The 20364-nt window shown below is 66.2% G+C and carries 18 protein-coding genes; 14 read left to right on the forward strand and 4 right to left on the reverse strand.

From position 1 onward, the window contains the following. The first annotated feature begins 73 nt into the window (after positions 1 to 73). From AC1RHV_RS30305 to AC1RHV_RS30325, 5 genes are all read left to right on the forward strand, one after another. A complete protein-coding gene (locus AC1RHV_RS30305) occupies positions 74 to 967 on the forward strand; it encodes a DMT family transporter (RefSeq protein ID WP_054458744.1) in 894 nt (297 codons plus the stop codon). 33 nt (positions 968 to 1000) lie between these two features. Beyond that, positions 1001 to 1507 carry a MarR family winged helix-turn-helix transcriptional regulator gene (locus AC1RHV_RS30310; RefSeq protein WP_054458746.1) on the forward strand — a complete coding sequence of 169 codons (507 nt, stop codon included), beginning with the start codon at positions 1001 to 1003 and terminating at the stop codon, positions 1505 to 1507. Positions 1508 to 1603: 96 nt separating this feature from the next. Continuing rightward, positions 1604 to 3025, forward strand: coding sequence for an efflux transporter outer membrane subunit (locus tag AC1RHV_RS30315; protein WP_054458748.1), 1422 nt, complete (start codon positions 1604 to 1606; stop codon positions 3023 to 3025). 22 nt (positions 3026 to 3047) lie between these two features. Beyond that, a complete protein-coding gene (locus tag AC1RHV_RS30320) occupies positions 3048 to 4241 on the forward strand; it encodes an HlyD family secretion protein (RefSeq protein WP_119451017.1) in 1194 nt (397 codons plus the stop codon). Continuing rightward, entirely contained in the window at positions 4238 to 5836 is a 1599-nt protein-coding gene (locus tag AC1RHV_RS30325; protein ID WP_125473729.1) for a DHA2 family efflux MFS transporter permease subunit, read from the forward strand. The genes AC1RHV_RS30320 and AC1RHV_RS30325 overlap by 4 nt, the downstream gene beginning before the upstream one ends. Positions 5837 to 5892: 56 nt before the next feature. On the opposite strand, the gene AC1RHV_RS30330 is transcribed toward AC1RHV_RS30325, so the two are convergent. The 3 genes from AC1RHV_RS30330 to AC1RHV_RS30340 all read right to left on the reverse strand — a co-directional run bounded on the left by AC1RHV_RS30330 (position 5893) and on the right by AC1RHV_RS30340 (position 9632). Continuing rightward, positions 5893 to 6852: a WaaZ-like lipopolysaccharide core biosynthesis protein gene (locus tag AC1RHV_RS30330; RefSeq protein ID WP_492302614.1), complete on the reverse strand. Its 960-nt coding sequence runs from the start codon at positions 6850 to 6852 to the stop codon at positions 5893 to 5895. Positions 6853 to 6885: 33 nt separating this feature from the next. Next, entirely contained in the window at positions 6886 to 7953 is a 1068-nt protein-coding gene (locus tag AC1RHV_RS30335) for a tartrate dehydrogenase (protein WP_054458781.1), read from the reverse strand. Positions 7954 to 8105: 152 nt separating this feature from the next. Next, complete coding sequence (locus AC1RHV_RS30340) at positions 8106 to 9632, reverse strand: helicase HerA-like C-terminal domain-containing protein (protein WP_492302616.1); 1527 nt, start codon at positions 9630 to 9632, stop codon at positions 8106 to 8108. 161 nt (positions 9633 to 9793) lie between these two features. Between AC1RHV_RS30340 and AC1RHV_RS30345 the strand changes: the two genes are divergently transcribed. The 7 genes from AC1RHV_RS30345 (at position 9794) to AC1RHV_RS30375 (ending at position 15083) form a co-directional block, all read left to right on the forward strand. After that, positions 9794 to 10525 (forward strand): YebC/PmpR family DNA-binding transcriptional regulator, encoded by a 732-nt coding sequence (locus AC1RHV_RS30345; protein ID WP_054458755.1) that lies wholly within the window; start codon positions 9794 to 9796, stop codon positions 10523 to 10525. A gap of 138 nt (positions 10526 to 10663) precedes the next feature. After that, positions 10664 to 11971, forward strand: coding sequence for a phosphoribosylamine--glycine ligase (gene purD / locus AC1RHV_RS30350; protein ID WP_054458757.1), 1308 nt, complete (start codon positions 10664 to 10666; stop codon positions 11969 to 11971). A gap of 12 nt (positions 11972 to 11983) precedes the next feature. Next, complete coding sequence (gene hemF, locus AC1RHV_RS30355; RefSeq protein WP_492302619.1) at positions 11984 to 12895, forward strand: oxygen-dependent coproporphyrinogen oxidase; 912 nt, start codon at positions 11984 to 11986, stop codon at positions 12893 to 12895. Further along, a complete protein-coding gene (gene nadD, locus AC1RHV_RS30360) occupies positions 12892 to 13479 on the forward strand; it encodes a nicotinate (nicotinamide) nucleotide adenylyltransferase (RefSeq protein WP_054458761.1) in 588 nt (195 codons plus the stop codon). Before hemF ends, nadD begins: the two co-directional genes overlap by 4 nt. Positions 13480 to 13554: 75 nt before the next feature. Beyond that, a complete protein-coding gene (gene rsfS, locus AC1RHV_RS30365; RefSeq protein ID WP_013392761.1) occupies positions 13555 to 13956 on the forward strand; it encodes a ribosome silencing factor in 402 nt (133 codons plus the stop codon). Between the two features lie 7 nt (positions 13957 to 13963). Beyond that, entirely contained in the window at positions 13964 to 14434 is a 471-nt protein-coding gene (gene rlmH / locus AC1RHV_RS30370) for a 23S rRNA (pseudouridine(1915)-N(3))-methyltransferase RlmH (protein ID WP_054458762.1), read from the forward strand. Positions 14435 to 14468: 34 nt separating this feature from the next. Next, positions 14469 to 15083, forward strand: coding sequence for a Maf family protein (locus tag AC1RHV_RS30375; RefSeq protein WP_054458764.1), 615 nt, complete (start codon positions 14469 to 14471; stop codon positions 15081 to 15083). Positions 15084 to 15228: 145 nt separating this feature from the next. Here AC1RHV_RS30375 and AC1RHV_RS30380 read toward each other — a convergent pair whose 3' ends face one another. Continuing rightward, complete coding sequence (locus tag AC1RHV_RS30380) at positions 15229 to 16602, reverse strand: dicarboxylate/amino acid:cation symporter (protein ID WP_175164214.1); 1374 nt, start codon at positions 16600 to 16602, stop codon at positions 15229 to 15231. Between the two features lie 292 nt (positions 16603 to 16894). Here AC1RHV_RS30380 and AC1RHV_RS30385 point away from each other — a divergent pair, with 292 nt between their 5' ends. Together AC1RHV_RS30385 and AC1RHV_RS30390 are read left to right on the forward strand one after the other, a co-directional pair. Then, positions 16895 to 18874, forward strand: a complete 1980-nt coding sequence (locus tag AC1RHV_RS30385; RefSeq protein WP_346547159.1) for a sensor histidine kinase — start codon at positions 16895 to 16897, stop codon at positions 18872 to 18874. Beyond that, positions 18858 to 20267, forward strand: coding sequence for a sigma-54-dependent transcriptional regulator (locus tag AC1RHV_RS30390; protein ID WP_492302623.1), 1410 nt, complete (start codon positions 18858 to 18860; stop codon positions 20265 to 20267). Before AC1RHV_RS30385 ends, AC1RHV_RS30390 begins: the two co-directional genes overlap by 17 nt. The last annotated feature ends 97 nt before the right edge of the window (positions 20268 to 20364 follow it).

Genomic DNA, 20364 nt, shown 5'->3' on the forward strand with positions numbered 1-20364 from the left:
ATGATTTTATGTTCAGTGCAAAAACACCGCACGCCTTTACCCACGCTTTCTTCGCCATACGCCTGCCTCACGCATGACCCGACACCGCGCCCTCACCTACATCCACGTTGCCGCAGTGCTTTTCGGCCTGACCGGCGTGTTCGGCGAATTGATCCAGGCCAGCGCCGCCGTGATCACGCTGGGCCGGGCCGTCTTCGCGGTGCTCGCGCTGGGGCTGTTCGCCCGCATGCGCCGCAAGCCGCTCCTGGGCGCCCTGACGCCGGCGCAGCTGTTCGTGCTGGTGGTGTCCGGCGCCCTGCTGGCGGGCCACTGGGTCACTTTCTTCATCGCCGTGAAAGTCGGCGGCATCGCCATCGCCACGCTGGGTTTCGCCAGCTTCCCCGCTTTCATCACCTTGTTCGAGGGCCTGCTCTTCCGGGAACGCATCCGTCCGACCGAATGGCTGCTGCTGGGCCTGGTGACTGCAGGCCTGGTGCTGGTCACGCCCGCGTTCGACCTGGCCGACCAGGGCACCATCGGCCTGGCCTGGGGCCTGTTGTCGGGCCTGAGCTTCGCGCTGCTGGCGCTGAGCAACCGCCGTTCGGCCTCGGGCATGGACCCGATGCAGGTGGCCTGCTGGCAGAACCTGATCGTGGCGTTGGTAATGCTGCCCTTCGCCGTATCCCAGTTGCCTGCGCTGCCTGCGCTGGACTGGTTCTGGCTGGCGCTGCTGGGCATTTTCTGCACCGGCTTGTCGCACTATCTGTTCGTGTCCAGCCTGACGCGGCTGAACGCGCGCAGCGCCGGATTGGTCATCGCGCTGGAGCCGGTCTACGCCATCGCCTTCGCGTGGGCGCTGTTCAGCCAGGAGCCCACGCCGCGCATGATGGCGGGCGCCGCCCTGATCGTGGCCGCCATCGTCTGGTCGGGCCTGCGCAAGCAGGCGCCCGCCGCACAGCCGGACATCGCGGCGAAAACGCAGCCTTGACAATAACTGACTAGGCAGTAAAATTCGGCGCATATGACTGCTGCGCCTCCCCCTTCTCCGTCCGACGGCCCCGTCCATTACCGCGCAGACGCCAGCTGCGTAATGGATGAAAACGCCGGCTTCCTGATCAAACTGGTTTCCAATTCCCTGAACCGGATGCTGGACCAGGAAATGGCCCCGCTGGAACTCACCGCGATGCAATGGCGTCCGGTGCTGCTGGTGTTCCAGGGCCGCGCCGATACGCCCGCTGAACTCGCCAGGCTTACAGGCATGGACACGGGCGCCATGACCCGCGCGTTGGACCGGCTGGAAGCCAAGGGACTGCTGCGCCGCAACCGGTGCCAGACAGACCGCCGGGTCGTCAAGATCGAACTCACCGAGATCGGCGAGGCCAAGGCGCGCGCGATCCCGCCCAATATCGCGCGGGTACTGAATTACCACCTGCGCGGGTTTTCCAGCGACGAAGTCGCGCAGCTCAAGCACCTGCTGCGCCGGATGATCGCCAACGGCTCCGCCTCGTCAGCCCCCCCAAACCGCTAAGGTCCGCCAGCGAACCCCGGCTTTCGGGGTTTTATTTGGCATAATGATTGCCTAGGCAAATACAGATCAATCAATTACTTTCAGCAAACAGTCAGGATGAAACGCCTTCTCACTACCGTATTGGTGCTGGCCCTGAGCGGTTGCGCATTGATGGAATCCGGCTCCGAACCGGTGGCCGCGCTGGACGGCGCCAAGCTGGGGCTCACCAGCCAGGACACCGTCTGGCCCGAAACCCAATGGTGGCAGCGCTACGGCGATCCGCAGCTCAATGCCTTGCTGGACGAGGGCTTGGCCAACAACCCCTCGATGAGCGCGGCGCAAGCGCGCCTGGCCAAGGCCAATGCCGCCGTCGGCATCGCACGCGCCCCGCTGCTGCCCCGGGTGGACGCCAACTACACGCTGACCCGCGAACACCTGTCCAAGGACTACATCTACCCCGCTCCCATGGGCGGCTCGGTCGTCAGCGACAACCGGCTGGCGCTGGACTTCAGCTATGAGCTGGACTTCTGGGGCAAGAACCGGTCGCGCCTGCAAGCGGCCGTATCGCAGCAAGCCGCCGCCGCGGCCGATGCGCAGGCGGCGCGCAATCTGCTGGCCGGCGCCCTGGTCCGCGCCTACCTGAATCTGCAGAACGCCTTTGCCCAGCGTGACGTGCTCAACCGCGTGCTGGCCCAACGCGCCGAGGTGCTGTCACTGACCCAAGGCCGCTACACGGCCGGGCTGGACACCCAGGTGGAAGTCAAACAGGCGGAATCGTCGCTGGCCGCCGGCAAGGTGGAACTGACCCAGACCGACACCACGTTGGCGCAGCTGCGCAATCAGGTCGCCGCGCTGGCCGGGGCCGGTCCGCAACGCGGGCAATCCTTGCAGCCGGTGGCGCTGACCGCTCCCGCCGGCGGCGTGCCCGCCAACGTGCCGCTGGACCTGCTGGGCCATCGCCCCGACGTCACCGCCGCGAAATGGCGCGCCGAAGCCGCCCGCCACGCCATAGACAGCGCCAAGGCCGAGTTCTACCCCAATGTGAACCTGGCGGCGTTCGTCGGCTTCCAGGCCATGGGCACCGGCAATCTGCTGGGCGCGGATGCCCGCATGGCCGGCTTCGGCCCGGCGGTCACGCTGCCGATCTTCCACGGCGGCGAATTGAACGCCAACCTGGCGGGCCGGCGCGCCGACGCCGACCTCGCGGTGTCGGACTACAACCAGACCGTGCTGGACGCCGTGCACCAGGTGGCCGATGCGCTCGACGGCTTGCGCCTGCTGGACCAGGAAAAGGCCCAGCAGCGCCAGGCCCGCGAAGCCATCGACGCCGCCTATGACCTGGCGGTCAAGCGCTACAAGGCCGGCATGGGCAACTACATCTCCGTGCTCATTGCGCAGACCGGCGTGCTGACACAGGCGCGACTGGACACCGATCTGCGCATCCGCGCCTATCAGCTGGACGCCAATCTCGCCAATGCGCTGGGCGGCGGCTACGCCCCCGCGGCCGAGCCGGCCCCCGCCACGAACTCCACCCATTGAACGCTCCCCGGACTCAGACGTCATGACCGCAGCCACTCCCGCCGCCAATCCCGCCCGCAAACGCCTGCTGCTGCTGGCAACCGGCGCCTTCATCCTCATCGCGATCGCTTACGGCATCTGGTGGGCGCTCTTCGGCGCTCATTTCGAGAGCACCGACGACGCCTACGTGCATGGCAACCTGGTGCAGATCACGCCGCAAGTGCCCGGCACGGTCGTGGCCATCGAGGCCGACGACACGGAAACCGTGGCCGCCGGCCAGCCGCTGGTGCGCCTGGACCCGGCCGACACCGACGTGGCCTTGCAGCAGGCCCAGGCCAAACTTGCGCAAACGGTGCGCCAGGTGCGCACCATCTACGTCCAGAACGACGCCCTGGCCGCCGACGTCGACCTGCGCAACGCCGACATCCTGCGCGCCCAGGCCGAACTGACCCGCGCGCAAAGCGACGTCAACCGCCGCCAGCAACTGGCCAAGTCCGGCGGCGTCAGCGGCGAAGAGATCCTGCACGCCGAAGCCGCGCTGAAGTCCGCCCAGTCAGGCCTGGCGCAAGCCCGCGCCGCGCTGGCAGCCTCCCGCGCCAAGCTGGCCACCAACCAGGCGTTGACCCAGGGCACCACGGTCGCCGACCACCCCGACGTGCAGCAGGCCGCAGCCGGCCTGCGCAACGCCTGGCTGGCGCAATCGCGCACCGTGCTGCCCGCTCCGGTGGGTGGCGTGGTGGCCCGGCGCAGCGTGCAGGTCGGCCAGCGCGTCGCGCCCGGTTCGGCCCTGATGACGGTGGTGCCGCTGGACCAGGTGTGGATCGAGGCCAATTTCAAGGAAGGCCAGCTGCGCAAGATGCGCATCGGCCAGCCGGCCAAGATGGTGGCCGACCTGTACGGCAGCTCGGTCACCTACCACGGCACCATCGCCGGCCTGGACGCCGGCACCGGCAGCGCCTTCGCCCTGCTGCCCGCGCAGAACGCCACCGGCAACTGGATCAAGGTGGTGCAACGCGTGCCGGTGCGCATCGCGCTGGACCCCGAGGACCTGAAGAAGCACCCGCTGCGCGTGGGCCTGTCGATGGACGTGGAAGTGGACGTGGGCAAGCAGGAAGGCGAACCGCTGACGCAGGCCGAACGCAAGGAGCCGGCCTGGTCGACGCGCGCCTTCGAGCCGGCCCATGACGAAGTCGACGCCATGATCAGCAAGATCATCGAGGCCAACCTCGCATCATGAGCGCAGCCAAGCAGCCCGCCGCCGCGCCGGCGCCCCCGCCCGGCGGCCACCCGCCGCTGGAAGGCGCGACCCGCATCATCGGGTCCATCGCGCTGTCCACGGCGGTGTTCATGAACGTGCTGGACACGTCCATCGCGAACGTGTCCATCCCGACCATCTCGGGCGATCTGGGCGTCAGCACCAGCCAGGGCACCTGGGTCATCACGTCGTTCGCCGTGGCCAACGCGATCACAGTGCCGCTCACGGGCTGGCTCACGCAGCGCTTTGGACAGGTGCGGCTGTTCCTGATCTCCACCCTGCTGTTCGTGCTGGCGTCATGGCTGTGCGGCTTTGCGCCCTCGCTGGAAGCGCTGATCGCGTTCCGCGTGCTGCAAGGCGCGGTCGCCGGGCCCATGATTCCGCTGTCGCAAGCGCTGATGCTGGCGAGTTTCCCCAAGTCCAAGGCGGGCATGGCGCTGGCGGTCTGGTCCATGACCACGCTGGTGGCGCCCGTCGCCGGGCCCTTGCTGGGAGGCTGGATCTCCGACAACTACACCTGGCCGTGGATCTTCTACATCAACGTGCCGGTGGGCCTGCTGGCCGCCTGGATCAGCTGGCGCATCTATGGCGACCGCGAATCGGTCACGCGCAAGCTGCCGATCGACAAGGTCGGGCTGGCGCTGCTGGTGGTGTGGGTAGGCGCGCTCCAGATCATGCTGGACAAGGGCAAGGAGCTGGACTGGTTCGCCAGCGGCACCATCATCGCGCTGGCCGCCACCGCGTTCGTCGCCTTCGTCTTCTTCCTGATCTGGGAGCTGACCGACGCCCACCCCGTGGTGGATCTGCGCCTGTTCAAGATCCGCAATTTCACGGTCGGCGCGCTGACGCTGGCGGTGGCCTACGGCGTCTTCTTCGGCAACGTGGTGCTGCTGCCGCTATGGCTGCAAAGCAACATGGGCTACACCGCGACCTACGCGGGGCTGGTGACCGCGCCGGTGGGCCTGCTGGCGATCCTGCTGACGCCCATCGTCGGCAAGATGCTGGCCACGCGCGATCCGCGGCAGATCGCGACGGTGGCGTTCCTGATCTTCGCGCTGGTGTGCTTCATGCGTTCCGGCTTCAACACCCAGACCGATGTCCGCACGCTGATGGTGCCGACCATCATCCAGGGCGCGGCCATGGCGACGTTCTTCGTGCCGCTTACGTCGATCACGCTGTCCAGCATCGAGCCGTGGCGCATTCCCGCGGCCTCGGGTCTGTCGAACTTCCTGCGCCTGACCGCGGGCGCGTTCGGCACGTCCATCGCCACCACCCTGTGGGAAAACCGCGCGACCATGCATCACGCGCAGCTCACCGAAGTCGCCAAGCCCGGCCAGCAGGCGTTCGACCAGACCATGGCGACGCTGCAGAACGGGCTGGGCGTGACGCATCAGCAAGCGCTGACGATGGTGGATGGACTGATCAATGCGCAAGCCTTCACGATGTCCGCGGTAGACGTGTTCTACGCCTCCGCGATCATCTTCCTGGCACTCACCGGCCTGGTCTGGTTCGCTCGTCCCCGGTCGGCCAAGGCGGGCGGCGGCGGCGCGGCCGAAGCGGCGGCCGGCGCCCACTGAGGCACAGCGCCAGGCCCCGGACCGATCTGCGTCCGGGGCTTGGCGGCACAAGAACGCTATTCCTTCAGCAAGACCTGCCAGTCGGCGCGCTCGATGACGTCGGCCGGCAAGGCGCTGGTGGGCGACAGGTTGAACACCGAGATGCCACGAGCGCGCCATTGCGCGGCGGCGAAGCGGAATGAGGGCTCGATCAGTTGCGCGAACTTGCGCGCCAGCCTGCTGGACTGGGGCGTCTGCCCTTCATCATAGAAGCGCAAGCCGTTCTGCAGCGTCAGATCCAGCCCGTGCGCGTAGACCTTGCGCGCGCCGCTGGATACCAGCACCTGTAATGCCGCATAAGCCACGGTGTCGGCGTCGAATACGCCCAGCTCCACATTGAAGCTGAACCCCATGCCCCGTTTCGCGTCCAGCAACTGCACGTCGGGCGAGGCCGCCGCCATGCGCTGCAGCACGGACGGCGCGGAAATGCGCTGGTAGGCGCGCTCGGAGATCAGTTCGATGATGCAGATGCGGCAGCGGATCGACTCCTGCGGCAAGCCCTGCATGATGTAGCGCAAGACCTCGGGCAAGACGTACAGGGTCAGGTCGCGCGACACGATTTCGCGCACCAGGTCGATACGCTCGCGGACGAAGTTCTGGTCGATGATGCAGTAATACTTGAACGGCAGGTCGAACTTGCGCGCCAGCATGATGGCGCCGTTCACGCCCATCGCCGCCCGGATATCCAGCCGATCATATGGAATCTGCGTGACCGACGGGCCGCTCAGGATCAGATGAACTTCCTTGTCGGCGGAATCGTATCCCTCGGCCAGCGGCGTGACCGGCTGCGACCTGCCAAAAGCTCGAAAACCGCTGATGGCGCCCGACCTGCCCCGCCAGATCCGGACGAAAGGCCACAAGTGTTGATTGTGCCTCTGCGTGCGCGACCGTAGCACGCGAAACAGCTTGCGCACGAAACGGTCGGCCCGTCCGCTGCCCACCTGGGCAGCGGCGGAGGAAAAGACGGAATCGTCCATTGACTGGCCTGGGGGCCTTGCCGGCGACTTGCCTCAGCCCGCCGCGATCAGCGCGGCAATCGCGCTGCCGACGTCGGCGGTGGAGGCAGTGCCCTTCATGTCCCGGGTACGCGGACCTTCCGCCAGGACGGTTTCGATGGCCTTGACCACCGCAGCCGAAGCGTCCGGATAGCCAAGGAAGTCCAGCATCAGCGCGCCGCTCCAGATCTGGCCGATCGGGTTGGCGATGCCCTTGCCGTAGATGTCCGGCGCCGAACCATGCACCGGTTCGAACAGGGACGGGAACTTGCGTTCCGGGTTCAGGTTGGCCGAAGGCGCGATGCCGATGGTGCCCGTGCAGGCCGGTCCCAGGTCGGACAGGATGTCGCCGAACAAATTGGAAGCCACCACCACGTCGAACCAGTCGGGATGCTGCACGAAATGCGCGCACAGGATGTCGATGTGGTACTTGTCCCAGCGCACGTCCGGGTACTTCTCGCCCATCTCGGCCACGCGCTCGTCCCACCAGGGCATCGAAATGGAAATGCCATTGGACTTGGTGGCGGCGGTCAGGTGCTTGCCGCGCTTCTGCGCCAGTTCGAAGGCGAACTTGAGGACGCGGTCGGCGCCGATGCGCGTGAAGACGCTTTCCTGGATGACCACTTCGCGTTCGGTGCCCGCGAACAGGCGGCCGCCGCTGTTGGAGTATTCGCCTTCGGTGTTCTCGCGCACGATGAAGAAATCGATCTCGCCGGGCTGGCGGTCCTTCAGCGGAGAGGGCACGCCAGGCATCAGGCGCACCGGGCGCAGGTTGATGTACTGGTCGAACTCGCGGCGGAACTTGAACAGCGAGCCCCACAGCGCTTCGTGGTCAGGCACCGTGGCGGGCCAGCCGATGGAGCCGAAGAAAATCGCTTCGTGCTGGCCGATCTGCGCCTGCCAGTCGTCCGGCATCATCTTGCCGTGCTTGGCGTAGTAGTCGCAGCTCCAGTCGAAATGGTCCCACTGAAAATCGATGCCGAATCGCGTTGCGACCGCGTCCAGCACCTTCAAGCCCTCAGGCACGACTTCCTTGCCGATGCCGTCTCCAGGAATCACCGCAATCTTGTGTTTCTTTGCCACCACGTCTTCCTTTGTTTTCCTTGGATGCACTATGCGCGCCGCGGGTCTGAGCGGCCACGCGCAGCCTCCATATCATTGCACGGAAATGTTACTCGATACGGCCCCGAATCGGACGCGCCAGCCACTGCTGGCAGGCACGCAGGATCAGGATTTCAACGCCGGCCTTTCGAGCCCAGCAAGGAGCCCAAAATGCCCCGGGTCAGTTCACGCGCGATCGACCGGACCGTGCTCTTGGCCATGGTCTGCACCACGCCGTCGCGCTTGCCGCCGCGCGGCCCCGTCGACCCGAACAAGACCTCGTTCAGGCTGTCCATGAGGCCGCCACCCGATTCCTCGGCAGCGCCCTTGCCTGCGGGCTGCGCGGAACCGTTCCCGGCCGCGCCGGCCTGGTCCGCCGGCTTGGCCGCACGCCCGGCCAGCACTTCATAGGCGGACTCGCGGTCTATGGATTTCTCATACTTCGACGCCAGCGGACTGCCCTGGCGCAACGCCTGCCGCTCCGCGTCGGTCGCCGGGCCGATCCGGCTGCCCGGCGGCACGATGTAGGCGCGTTCGGTCGGCATTGGCCGCCCCTTGGGATCCAGCAAGGAAACCAGCGCCTCGCCCACGCCCAGCTCGGTGATGGCGGCCTCGATGTCCAGCCCCGGATTGGGACGCATCGTCTGGGCCGCCGTCTTCACGGCCTTCTGGTCGCGCGGCGTGAATGCCCGCAAGGCGTGCTGGACGCGGTTGCCCAATTGGCCCAGTACGGTGTCGGGGATGTCCAGCGGGTTCTGTGTCACGAAATAGACGCCCACGCCCTTGGAGCGGACCAGGCGCACCACCTGCTCGATCTTGTTCAGCAGAGCGGCGGGCGCATCGTTGAACAGCAGGTGGGCCTCATCGAAGAAAAACACCAGCTTGGGCTGGTCCATGTCGCCGACTTCGGGCAGCTTCTCGTACAGGTCCGCCAGCAGCCACAACAGGAAAATTGCATACAGGCGCGGCGCCTGCATCAGCTTGTCCGCGGCCAGCACGTTGACCATGCCGCGACCCTGCGCATCCGTGCGCATCAGGTCGGCCACGTCGAGCATGGGTTCGCCGAAGAATTTCTCCGCACCCTGCGATTCCAGCGCCAGCAAGCCGCGCTGAATGGCACCGATGCTGGCGGAAGACACATTCCCGTAACGTGTCTTCAGCTCCGAAGCGCGGTCGGCGACGTTCTGCAGCATGGCGCGCAGGTCCTTCAGGTCCAGCAGCAACTGGCCTTCGTCGTCGGCGACCTTGAAGACCAGCGTCAGCACGCCTTCCTGCGTGTCGTTCAATTCCAGGATGCGGGACAGCAGCAGCGGCCCCATGTCCGATACCGTGGCGCGCACCGGCAGCCCCTGCTCGCCGAACACGTCCCACAGGGTGACGGGGCTGGCCGCCCAGGCCGGTTCGTTCAGGCCCAGGTTCTTCAGGCGTTCCAGCAGCTTGGGAGTCGCGGCGCCGGCCTGGGAAATGCCGGTCAGGTCGCCCTTGACGTCGGCCATGAACACCGGCGTGCCGATACGGGAGAAGGATTCGGCCAAAACCTGCAAGGTGACGGTCTTGCCGGTGCCCGTGGCCCCCGTGATGCAGCCGTGGCGGTTTGCCAGGGCGGGTAGCAGCGCCAATTCGGTCTGTGCATTCTTGGCGATGACGATGGGGTTGGGCATGTGCAGCTCTCCGGACCAGGGAATCAGATGGATGCCCAAGTGTAGAGCCTGCCGCGCCGCTTGTGCGCGTGGCAATATGGACACATGCGGTCCGCCCCCGGGCGCGCCGGGCGCTGGCACGGTAAAATGCCATTTTTGCAGACAAATTACCCTGGGAAGCCATGGCCGGACACAGCAAATGGGCCAATATTCAGCACCGCAAAGGGCGCCAAGACGCCAAGCGCGGAAAGCTCTGGACCAAGATCATTCGTGAAATCACCGTGGCGGCGCGTGCCGGCGGCCCTGACCCGGACAGCAACCCGCGCCTGCGCATGGCCTGGGACAAGGCCACCGACGCCAACATGCCCAAGGACAACATCCAGCGCGCCATCCAGCGCGGCGCGGGCGGCGCCGACGGCGAGGCCTACGAAGAAGTCCGCTACGAAGGCTACGGCATCGGCGGCGCAGCCGTCATCGTCGACTGCATGACAGACAACCGCACCCGCACCGTCGCCGAAGTGCGCCACGCCTTCGCCAAGAACGGCGGCAACCTGGGCCAGGAAGGCTCGGTCGCCTTCATGTTCAAGCATTGCGGCCAATTCGTCTTCGCCCCCGGAACCTCGGAAGACAAGGTCATGGAAACCGCCCTCGAAGCCGGCGCGGAAGACGTGACGACCGACGAGGAAGGCGTGATCGAAGTGGTCTGCGCCCCGGCTGACTACGCCGCCGTGCGCGGCGCCTTCGACGCCGCCGGCCTGAAGGCCGAAGTGGACGGCATCGTCATGAAAGCCCTGAACGAGACCGAACTCGCCGGGGAAGACGCCATCAAGATGCAGAAACTGCTCGACGCCCTGGAAGGCCTGGACGACGTGCAGGAAGTCTATACGAACGTCGTTTTCGACGAAGCGCAGTAACTCCATTACCCCGGCGCCGGGCGGGCCTTGCCTGCCCGGCGCCACGCTGTCACCGGATCCGGGTCCGCCTGGATCCTGGCCTACTCCACGGGCTGGCGCCTTGCGGCGCTCGACTGGCAACCTAAAGAACCTCGCAACATGAAACTCCTGGTAATTGGCTCTGGCGGCCGAGAACACGCCCTCGCCTGGCGGCTGGCCCGCTCCCCGCGCGTCCACAAGGTATACGTCGCTCCCGGCAACGGCGGCACGCAACGCGCCGAACAGATCGAGAACGTCCCGTTCACCAATGCCGAGGAATTGGCCGATTTCGTGCAACGCGAAGGCGTCGCCCTGACCGTCGTCGGCCCTGAAGCCCCCCTGGCCGCTGGCGTCGTCGACGTGTTCCGCGCCCGCGGCCTGAAGATCTTCGGCCCCACCAAGGCCGCAGCGCAGCTGGAAAGCTCGAAGGACTACGCCAAGGCCTTCATGGTCCGGCACAACATCCCGACCGCCCGCTACGAAACCTTCACCGATCCGGCCAAGGCGCACGCCTACATCGACCAGGAAGGCGCTCCCATCGTGATCAAGGCCGACGGCCTTGCCGCCGGCAAGGGCGTGGTGGTCGCCGCCACGCTGGAAGAGGCGCATGCCGCCGTGGACGCCATGCTGGGCGACGGCTCCATGGGCGCCGCCGGCGCGCGCGTCGTCATCGAGGAATGCCTGGTGGGCGAAGAAGCCAGCTTCATCGTCATGTGCGACGGCCGCAATGTGCTGGCCCTGGCCACCAGCCAGGACCACAAGCGCCTGCAGGACGGCGACCAGGGTCCCAATACCGGCGGCATGGGCGCGTATTCGCCCGCGCCCATCGTCACCCCGGAACTGCACCACCGCATCATGCGCGAAATCATCCTGCCGACCGTGCAGGGCATGACGCGCGATGGCATCCCGTACACGGGCTTCCTGTACGCCGGCCTGATGATCGCCCCGGGCGACGACCCCGACCGCGAGATCAAGACCCTGGAATTCAACTGCCGCATGGGCGATCCTGAAACCCAGCCCATCATGATGCGCGTCAAGAGCGACCTGCTGGACGCCCTGGAGCATGCCGTCGACGGCACGCTCGACCAGGCCGACATCACCTGGGACCGCCGCACCGCCCTGGGCGCCGTGCTGGCCGCGCACAACTACCCCAACACGCCGCGCACCGGCGACGTCATCCGCGGCCTGCCCGCCGACGCCGAGGACTGCATGGTGTTCCACGCCGCCACCAAGCTCGACGGCGACGAAGTCAAGACCACCGGCGGCCGCGTGCTGTGCGTCACGGCGCTGGGCGACTCCGTCAAGATGGCCCGCGACCGCGTCTACGAAGCGATCGACGGCATCCACTTCGACGGCCGCCAGTATCGCAGCGACATCGGCTGGCGCGCGCTCAAGCCTTCGCAGCAGAAGTCCAAGCCCAACGCCTAGCCGGAACCGTCGATGAACGCCTTGCCCGTCTCTTCCGTCCGGGACTACCTCACCGGCTTGCAGGCCCGCATCGTCGGCGCCCTGGAAGCCGCCGAGGGCGCGGCCTTCCGTACCGACGAATGGGTCCGCCCCGAGGGCGGCGGCGGGCTGTCGCGCCTGCTGGAAGGCGGCTCGCTGTTCGAACGGGCCGGCGTGCTGTTCAGCCATGTCCAGGGCAGCAAGCTGCCGCCCTCGGCCAGCGCGCACCGCCCGGAACTGGCCGGCCGGTCCTGGGAAGCCATGGGCGTGTCCATGGTGCTGCACCCGCGCAATCCCTACGTGCCCACCACGCACATGAACGTGCGCATGTTCCTGGCGGCAGCCCGGCCCGGCCACGACGAGGCCGACGTCTTCTGGTTCGGCGGCGGCATCGACCTGACGCCCTACTATCCCTACGAGGAAGACGCCCGCCATTTCCACGCCACCTGCCGCGATGCCCTGGCCGGCCATGGCGCCGACTACTACCCGCGCTACAAGCGCTGGTGCGACGAGTACTTCTTCCTAAAACACCGCAATGAAACGCGCGGCGTGGGCGGCATCTTCTATGACGACCTGAACGCTCCCGGCTTTGACGCCTCGTTCGCGCTGACCCGATCGGTGGGCGACGCCTTCCTGCCGGCCTACATGCCGATCGTGGAACGCCGCCGCGACCAGGCCTACGGCGAGCGCGAGCGCGATTTCCAGGCCTACCGCCGCGGCCGCTATGTGGAATTCAACCTGGTCTTCGACCGCGGCACGCTGTTCGGCCTGCAGTCCGGCGGACGTACCGAGTCGATCCTGCTGTCCATGCCGCCGCTGGCGCAGTGGCGCTACGACTGGCAGCCCGAGGCAGCCACGCCCGAGGCCGAATTGGCCGCCTACCTCAAACCGCGGGACTGGGTTTGAAGCGCATCGGCCTGCTGGGCGGCAGTTTCGACCCCGTCCACGTCGCGCACATCGCCCTGGCGCAGAATGCCTTGCAGACGTTGGGCCTGGCCGAGGTGCAGCTCATCCCCGCGGCCAATCCCTGGCAACGCGCAGCGTTGCACGCCACGGCCGAACAACGCCGCGACATGCTGCAACTGGCCATCGCCGGCCATGCGGGCCTGGTGGTCAATCCCATCGAAATCGACCGCGGCGGCGCGACCTACACCATCGACACGCTGCGCGCCCTGCCCCAGGACGCGCGCTACGTCTGGCTGCTGGGCACCGACCAGTTGGCGAATTTCTGCACCTGGCGCGACTGGCAGGACATCGCCAGCCTGGTGGACCTGGCCGTGGCCACCCGCCCGGGCACGGCGCTCAGCGCCCCGCCGGCGCTGGCCGAACACCTGCGCGGCCAGGGACGCGAACTGCAGGAACTGCCTTTTGCTCCCATGCCGGTTTCGGCCTCGCAGATCCGCCAGCGCCTGGCGCAAGGCGAATCCACCGAAGGCCTGCTTGCCGCTCCGGTGGCCGCGTATATTGCGGCGCACCATCTTTACCGATAAACCTACACCCGCGGTGCGCTGAAAGCGCCACGGGGCCAGCATCCGCTGTCCGCCCGCGGGTTATATTTACTGACTATGGATATACAAAAACTCCAACGCGCCGTCATCGACGCCCTCGAAGACGTCAAGGCGCAAGACATCAAGGTCTACAACACCACGCATCTGACCAGCCTGTTCGATCGCGTCGTGATTGCAAGCGCCACCTCCAACCGCCAGACCCGCGCCCTCGCTTCCAGCGTGGCGGATCGCGGCCGTGCGCTCGATCTCTCCGGCATCACCATCGAAGGCGAAGACACGGGCGAATGGGTCGTGGTCGACCTGGGCGACGTGGTCGTGCACATCATGCAGCCCGCCATCCGCCAGTACTACAACCTGGAAGAGATCTGGGGCGGCAAGCCGGTGCGCGTGAAACTCCTGCCCGAGTCCACCCGCCCCGCGCCGGTCGCCAACGACGGCGCGCACGACGCCGAGTACTGAGCGCGCCGTGAAGCTGATCGTCGTGGCCGTGGGCACGCGCATGCCGGACTGGGTGCAAACCGCCTGGGACGACTACGCCAAGCGCCTGCCGGCCGACTGCGCGCTGGAACTGCGCGAAATCAAGCCTGAACCCCGCACCACCGGCAAGACGCCCGCCCAGATGATGGCGGCGGAAGCCAAGCGGATCGAAGCCGCCCTGCCCGCCAGCGTCTTGCGCCTGGCGCTGGACGAACGCGGACGCGACCTCACCACCATGGCGTTGTCGCAGAAGCTGGAACAATGGCGCGCCGGCGGTCAGGATGTTGCTTTTCTCGTCGGCGGCCCGGACGGGCTGGATGCCGACCTGAAGGCATCCTGTTCCGGCCAATTGCGCCTGTCCTCGCTGACGCTGCCGCACCCCATGGTGCGCGTGGTGCTGGCCGAACAGCTCTACCGGGCCTGGGCCATCATGACCAATCATCCCTACCACCGCGCCTGACCGCTGGCCGGGCCGGCGCCCATCCTGCTGACGCATGACCGACACCGCAACCTCCGCGCGCCTCTACCTTGCCTCCGCCAGTCCCCGGCGGCGCGAGCTGCTGACCCAGGTCGGCCTGGCCCACGAAGTCCTGCTCGTACCCGCCCCGCCGGGCGAGGACGAACCCCAACATCCCGGCGAAAGCGCCGCCGACTATGTCCAGCGCACTGCGCGCGACAAGGCCCTGCGCGGACGCGACTGGATGCTCAGCCAGGACCTGCCGCAACTGCCGCTGCTGGCCGCCGACACCACGGTCATCCTGGCGGGCGCAGTACTGGGCAAACCGGCCGACCGCGACGACGCCATGCGCATTCTGCGCGCGCTGTCCGGCTCCGCCCACGAAGTGCACACCGCCGTCGCCGTCTGGACTGGGAACCAGTTGCTGGAGGCCGTGTCCATCACCGAGGTCCGCATGCGCGCGCTGACGGATGAGGAACTCGGCCGCTACTGCGACAGCGGCGAGCCCTACGGCAAGGCCGGCGCCTATGGCATCCAGGGCCTGGCGGGCACGTTCGTTTCGCATATCGCCGGCAGCTATACCGGCGTGATGGGCCTGCCCTTGTTCGAAACCGCAAACCTGTTGCGCGCGGCAGGGATACAGGTGCCCTGAAAACCGCGGCCTCCGGTCGAAAAAAATCCCCCGAGACCGTCGAGGTCCGGGGGATTTTTTTTCCGGCGGGCAGTCCTTCTTGCCGCGGTTTACAGCTGCATCAATAGTTGCGGCCGCCTGCAGGCAGCCGCGGATCTACGCTGTTTCAGCCATGCTGCAGCGGCTGGCCCATCGGTACGCCGCCAGCCCTCGGCGCTTCCTGAACCGGAGCCGCGGCAGGCACGGGCGCGGGCTGAAGCTCGCCCTCGAGCGCGGCATGCAGCTGCTCCTTATCCAGCTCCCCTTCCCAGCGCGCCACCACCACGGCGGCAGTCGCGTTGCCGACCAGGTTGGTCAGCGCGCGGCATTCCGACATGAAGCGGTCCACGCCCAGGATCAGCGCCATGCCGGCGACCGGAACGGAAGGCACCACCGACAGGGTTGCGGCCAGGGTGATGAAGCCTGCCCCGGTCACGCCCGCCGCGCCCTTGGAGCTCAGCATCGCCACCAGCAGCAGCAGGATCTGGTCGCCCAGCGACAGCGGAATATCGCAAGCCTGCGCGATGAACAGCGCCGCCATCGTCATGTAGATGTTGGTGCCGTCCAGGTTGAACGAGTAGCCGGTGGGTACGACCAACCCGACCACCGACTTCGAGCAGCCGGCGCGTTCCATCTTCTGCATCAGCGTGGGCAACGCGGCTTCGGACGAACTGGTGCCCAGCACCAGCAGCAGCTCTTCGCGGATGTAGCGCACCAGCTTCAGGATCGAAAAGCCGTTGTAGCGCGCCACCAGGCCCAGCACCACGACCACGAACAGCACCGAGGTTGCGTAAAACGTACCCACCAGCATCGCCAGGTTGATGACGGACTTGATGCCGTACTTGCCGATGGTGAAGGCCATCGCGCCAAACGCGCCGATGGGCGCGGCCTTCATCAGGATGGCGACCAGCTTGAAGACGGGCTGTGCCAGGGCAGTCATGAAGTTCAGTATCGGCTGGCCGCGTTCGCCCACCATGGCCAGCGAAATGCCGAACAACACCGCCACGAACAGCACCTGGAGAATGTCGCCGCCCACGAACGGACTGAAGATCGTGGTCGGGATCACGTTCATCAGGAAGCCCGTGATGGTCGAGTCATGCGCCTTGGCCACGTAGCCCGAGACCGCCTTCTCGTCCAGCGTCTTGGGGTCGATGTGCATGCCAGCGCCCGGCTGGACGATATGGCTGACGATCATGCCTACGATCAACGCAAGCGTGGAGAACACCAGGAAGTACAGCATGGCCTTGCCCGCCACGCGGCCGACCTTCTTCAGGTCGCTCATCGCAGCGATGCCGGTGGCCACGGTCAGGAAGATCACCGGCGCGATGATCATCTTCACCAGCTTGATGAAGGCGTCGCCCAGCGGTTGCATCTGCTGGCCGAGCTCGGGCTTGAACGCGCCCAGCAGCACGCCCACCACGATGGCGAAAATCACCTGCACATAGAGGATTTGATAGAACTTGAGCTTGCGCGCGGGCGCGACTTGATCCACGTCGATCATTGGGATTGTCCCCACCAAGGCCCCTTGCTCCGGGCGGTTCAGCGCGGGCGTTGGGGCGTTATCTGTTTTCTGGCAAGCGCGTATCGCCGCAAGCCGATTTCACCCCGCAGGCAACGCCGCCGGGCTTGGCTTTACTAATGCAAGAGGCGTGCCAACATCGGCAGACCTTCCTCTTGCGCTCCAAGCCCTTGATCAAAAAAGGAATTTTTCTTCTCTCAGCGCACTGGCCCGACCTTTATTGGCGGAATTTCACACAAAAAAGATATAGAATGTGCGAAAAACCGCACACCCCATGTCGACCCACTCCTCTCCCCGCGATGCCCGACCCGGCGTGGACCAGGCCAGAAAGCCGCGGCGCCCACGGAACACGCCTGTCTGGCCTTGGCCCTGGAAGGCCATCGCCATCCTGCTGGGTGTCGCGGTCGTCTATGGCGTACTGCACGCCGCCACGCTCTGGGCGCGCGACGGCGCGCTGAAGAATGCCGGGGAGCAGGCACGTGTGGCAGCCCAGCTCAACGCGGCATTGCTGCGCAACAACCTGGACAAATTCAGGGCGCTGCCCTTTGTCCTGACGCGCGATGTCGACGTGCGCGCGGCGCTGCAGGGAGGCTCGCACATGCAGATCGAATCCCTGGACGACAAGCTCGATACGTTGAGCCGCGGCGTCGGCGCATCCGCCATCTATGTGCTGGACAAGAAGGGCCTTGCGATCGCTGCCAGCAACTGGCGTGAACCCGCCACGTTTGTCGGCGTGGACTACCAGTTTCGGCCCTATTTCCAGGGGTCGGTAGCCCATGGCTCGGCCGAACACTTCGCTTTGGGCACGATCAGCCACGAAGCCGGGCTGTACTTGTCGCGACGCGTGGATGACGTCAACGGCGCCATGCTGGGCGTAGTCGTGCTGAAAGTGGATTTCCGGGACCTGGAGGCCGACTGGCGCCAATCGGTTTCGCCCATTTTCGTCACGGACGAGCATGGCGTAGTGCTATTGGGCAGTATCTCCGACTGGCGTTTCGATGTGCTGGCTCCGCTCACCCCAGACTTGGCCCGGGCCTTGCGCAGCAGCCTGCAATTCGGCGACGCGCCCTTTTTCCCGCTACCCTTGCGGCCGCAGCTACAAGCCATCAGCCACGGCCAGCTGGTGCGCGCCGACGTAACCCTGCCACAGATCCCCGCAGGCGCGCCGCTGGTGCACACGACGTTACCCATTGTCGAGTCCCCAGGTTGGACACTGCATCTGTTGTCGCCCGTGCAGACGGCCATCAACCAGGCTACCGCCAACGCCCAGCTGGGCGCGCTGCTTGCGCAGTGCGCGCTAGCCGCCTTGGTCGGCATCGTTCTCTTTCGCCGCCACCGCAACCGTGAGCGCGCCGAGCAGCAGGCCGCCATCCACGAACAGCTGGCCTCCCTGGTCGATGAACGCACGGCTCAGCTGCTGCAAGTCAACGAACAACTGGTCGATGAGATGGACGAGCGCCAACGCACCGCCGCCCGTTTGCACACCATGCAAGAAGAACTGGTCCAGGCCAGCAAGCTCGCCCTGCTGGGACAGGTGGCAGCCGGCGTGGCGCACGAGATCAACCAGCCTGTCGCGGCCATACGCGCCTATGCGGACAACGCCGCCGAGTTCCTGCGCAGGCAAGATGAAGGCTCGGCGCAGGAAAACCTGGGTACCATCGCCGCGTTGACGGAGCGGATCGGCCACATCACCGGAGAATTGCGCGCCTTTTCGCGCAAGGCCGACACGTCCATCGGTCCCGCGAACCTGAAGGATTGTCTGGAGGGCGCGCTGTTGCTGGTTGCGCCGCGCGCGCGGCGCCAGGGCATCGTCCTGCAACGTCCGCCCGCGGGTCAGAATTACCGGGTGCTGGCCAATCGCATACGGCTGGAACAGGTGCTGGTGAATCTGCTGCAAAACGCGATGGAAGCGCTGGAAGGCCGGCCCGACGGCCGCATCGTCGTGGCGCTGCAGGACCTGGGCGCGACCGTGCAGGTCTACGTCAGCGACAACGGTCCCGGCCTGTCGGCCGAGGCGCGGGCGCACCTGTTTACTCCCTTCTATACGACCAAGGCCGAAGGACTCGGACTGGGGCTGGTCATCTGCCGCGACATCGTCACCGAATTTGGTGGCGACCTGATCGCCGCCGGCCCGGCCGATCCCGTCTTTCCCGCTCCGCATGCCCCGGGATGCGGAGCCATGTTCATCCTGACGTTGCGCAAGGCGTCTGGCCAGCAAAACGCTACCGAGCTACACCATGAACCGCGCTCCTGAATTTCCGCCAGCCGCGCCGGCATCCATTGACGACAGCCAGCGCCAGCCATTTTTGCCGCGCGCGGTATTCATCGACGACGACGACGAACTGCTGCGCGCCAATACGCAGACGCTGAAGCTGCACGGCATCGCCGTGGACGCGCATGCCAGCGCACGCTCTGCCCTGCCCACACTAACGCGCGATTTCGACGGCGTGGTCGTCAGCGATATACGCATGCCCGACATGGACGGCCTGCAACTCTTCCAGCGCTTACGGGACATAGACCCCGACATCCCCGTCATTCTGATCACCGGCCATGGCGACATCGCCACGGCCGTGCAATGCATGCGCGACGGCGCCTATGACTTCCTGGCCAAACCCTATGCCGCCGACAGGCTGATCACCGCTATCATGCACGCTGCGGAAAAGCGCCATCTCGTGCTGGAAAACCGCCGGCTGCGCGAAGCCGCATTCGCCGTCCAGGCCGACGAGGTGCCTTTCATCGGCACGACGCCGGCCATGCAGCGCATCAAGCAAACGCTGCGGCATATCGCGGATGCCGACGTGGATGTACTGGTCGAAGGCGAGACCGGAACCGGCAAGGAAGTCGTTGCCACCGCCTTGCATCGCCTGAGCCGCCGCAGGCACCGCGCGCTGGTCGCGATCAACTGCGGCGCCCTGCCTGAAAGCGTCATCGAAAGCGAGCTCTTCGGCCACGAGCCCGGCGCCTTCACCGGCGCCCAAAAGAAGCGTATCGGCCGGATCGAGCATGCCAGCGGCGGTACGCTATTCCTGGACGAGATCGAGAGCATGCCGCTGGCGGTGCAGGTCAAGCTGCTGCGCGTGCTCGAATCTCGCCAGATCACTCCTCTGGGCAGCAACGAAGTGCGCAATCTGGACCTGCGCGTGGTCGCCGCCACCAAGGAAGACCTGGGCAGTCCAGCCATACGCGCCAAGTTTCGCGAAGACCTGTTCTACCGCCTCAATGTGGTCACCATCCGGATTCCGCCGCTGCGCGAACGCCGCGAAGACATTCCGCTGCTGTTCGCCCACTACCTCGGGCACGCATCGCGCCGCTTCCAGCGCGACATCCCGGAAATGCCGGCGTCCATCAAACAACATCTCATGACGCACGACTGGCCCGGCAACGTGCGTGAACTTGCGCATTTCGCCGAGCGGGTCGTGCTTGGCGTGCTGAATATCCCTGCCCAGCCAACCGCCGTGGCCCAAGACGCCGCGTCAAGCCTGCCGGAACGGATGGAGCGCTTCGAAGCACAGCTCATCCGCGAGGCACTCCAGGCGCACCAAGGCGACATCAAGGCCACCCTGGAGTTCCTGGGCATTCCGCGCAAGACCTTCTATGACAAGCTGCAGCGCCACGGCATAGACCGCCAGCAATACACGCAGCAGTAGGCCGTTCAGCGCCCAGATTGCCGGCAGTAAAACAAAACCCCTCGCAGGATATTCCTGCGAGGGGTTTTTCATTGGGACTGCGGCTGGTGGTATCGCG

The organism is Achromobacter sp. GW823-FHT04E03 (assembly GCF_058796095.1).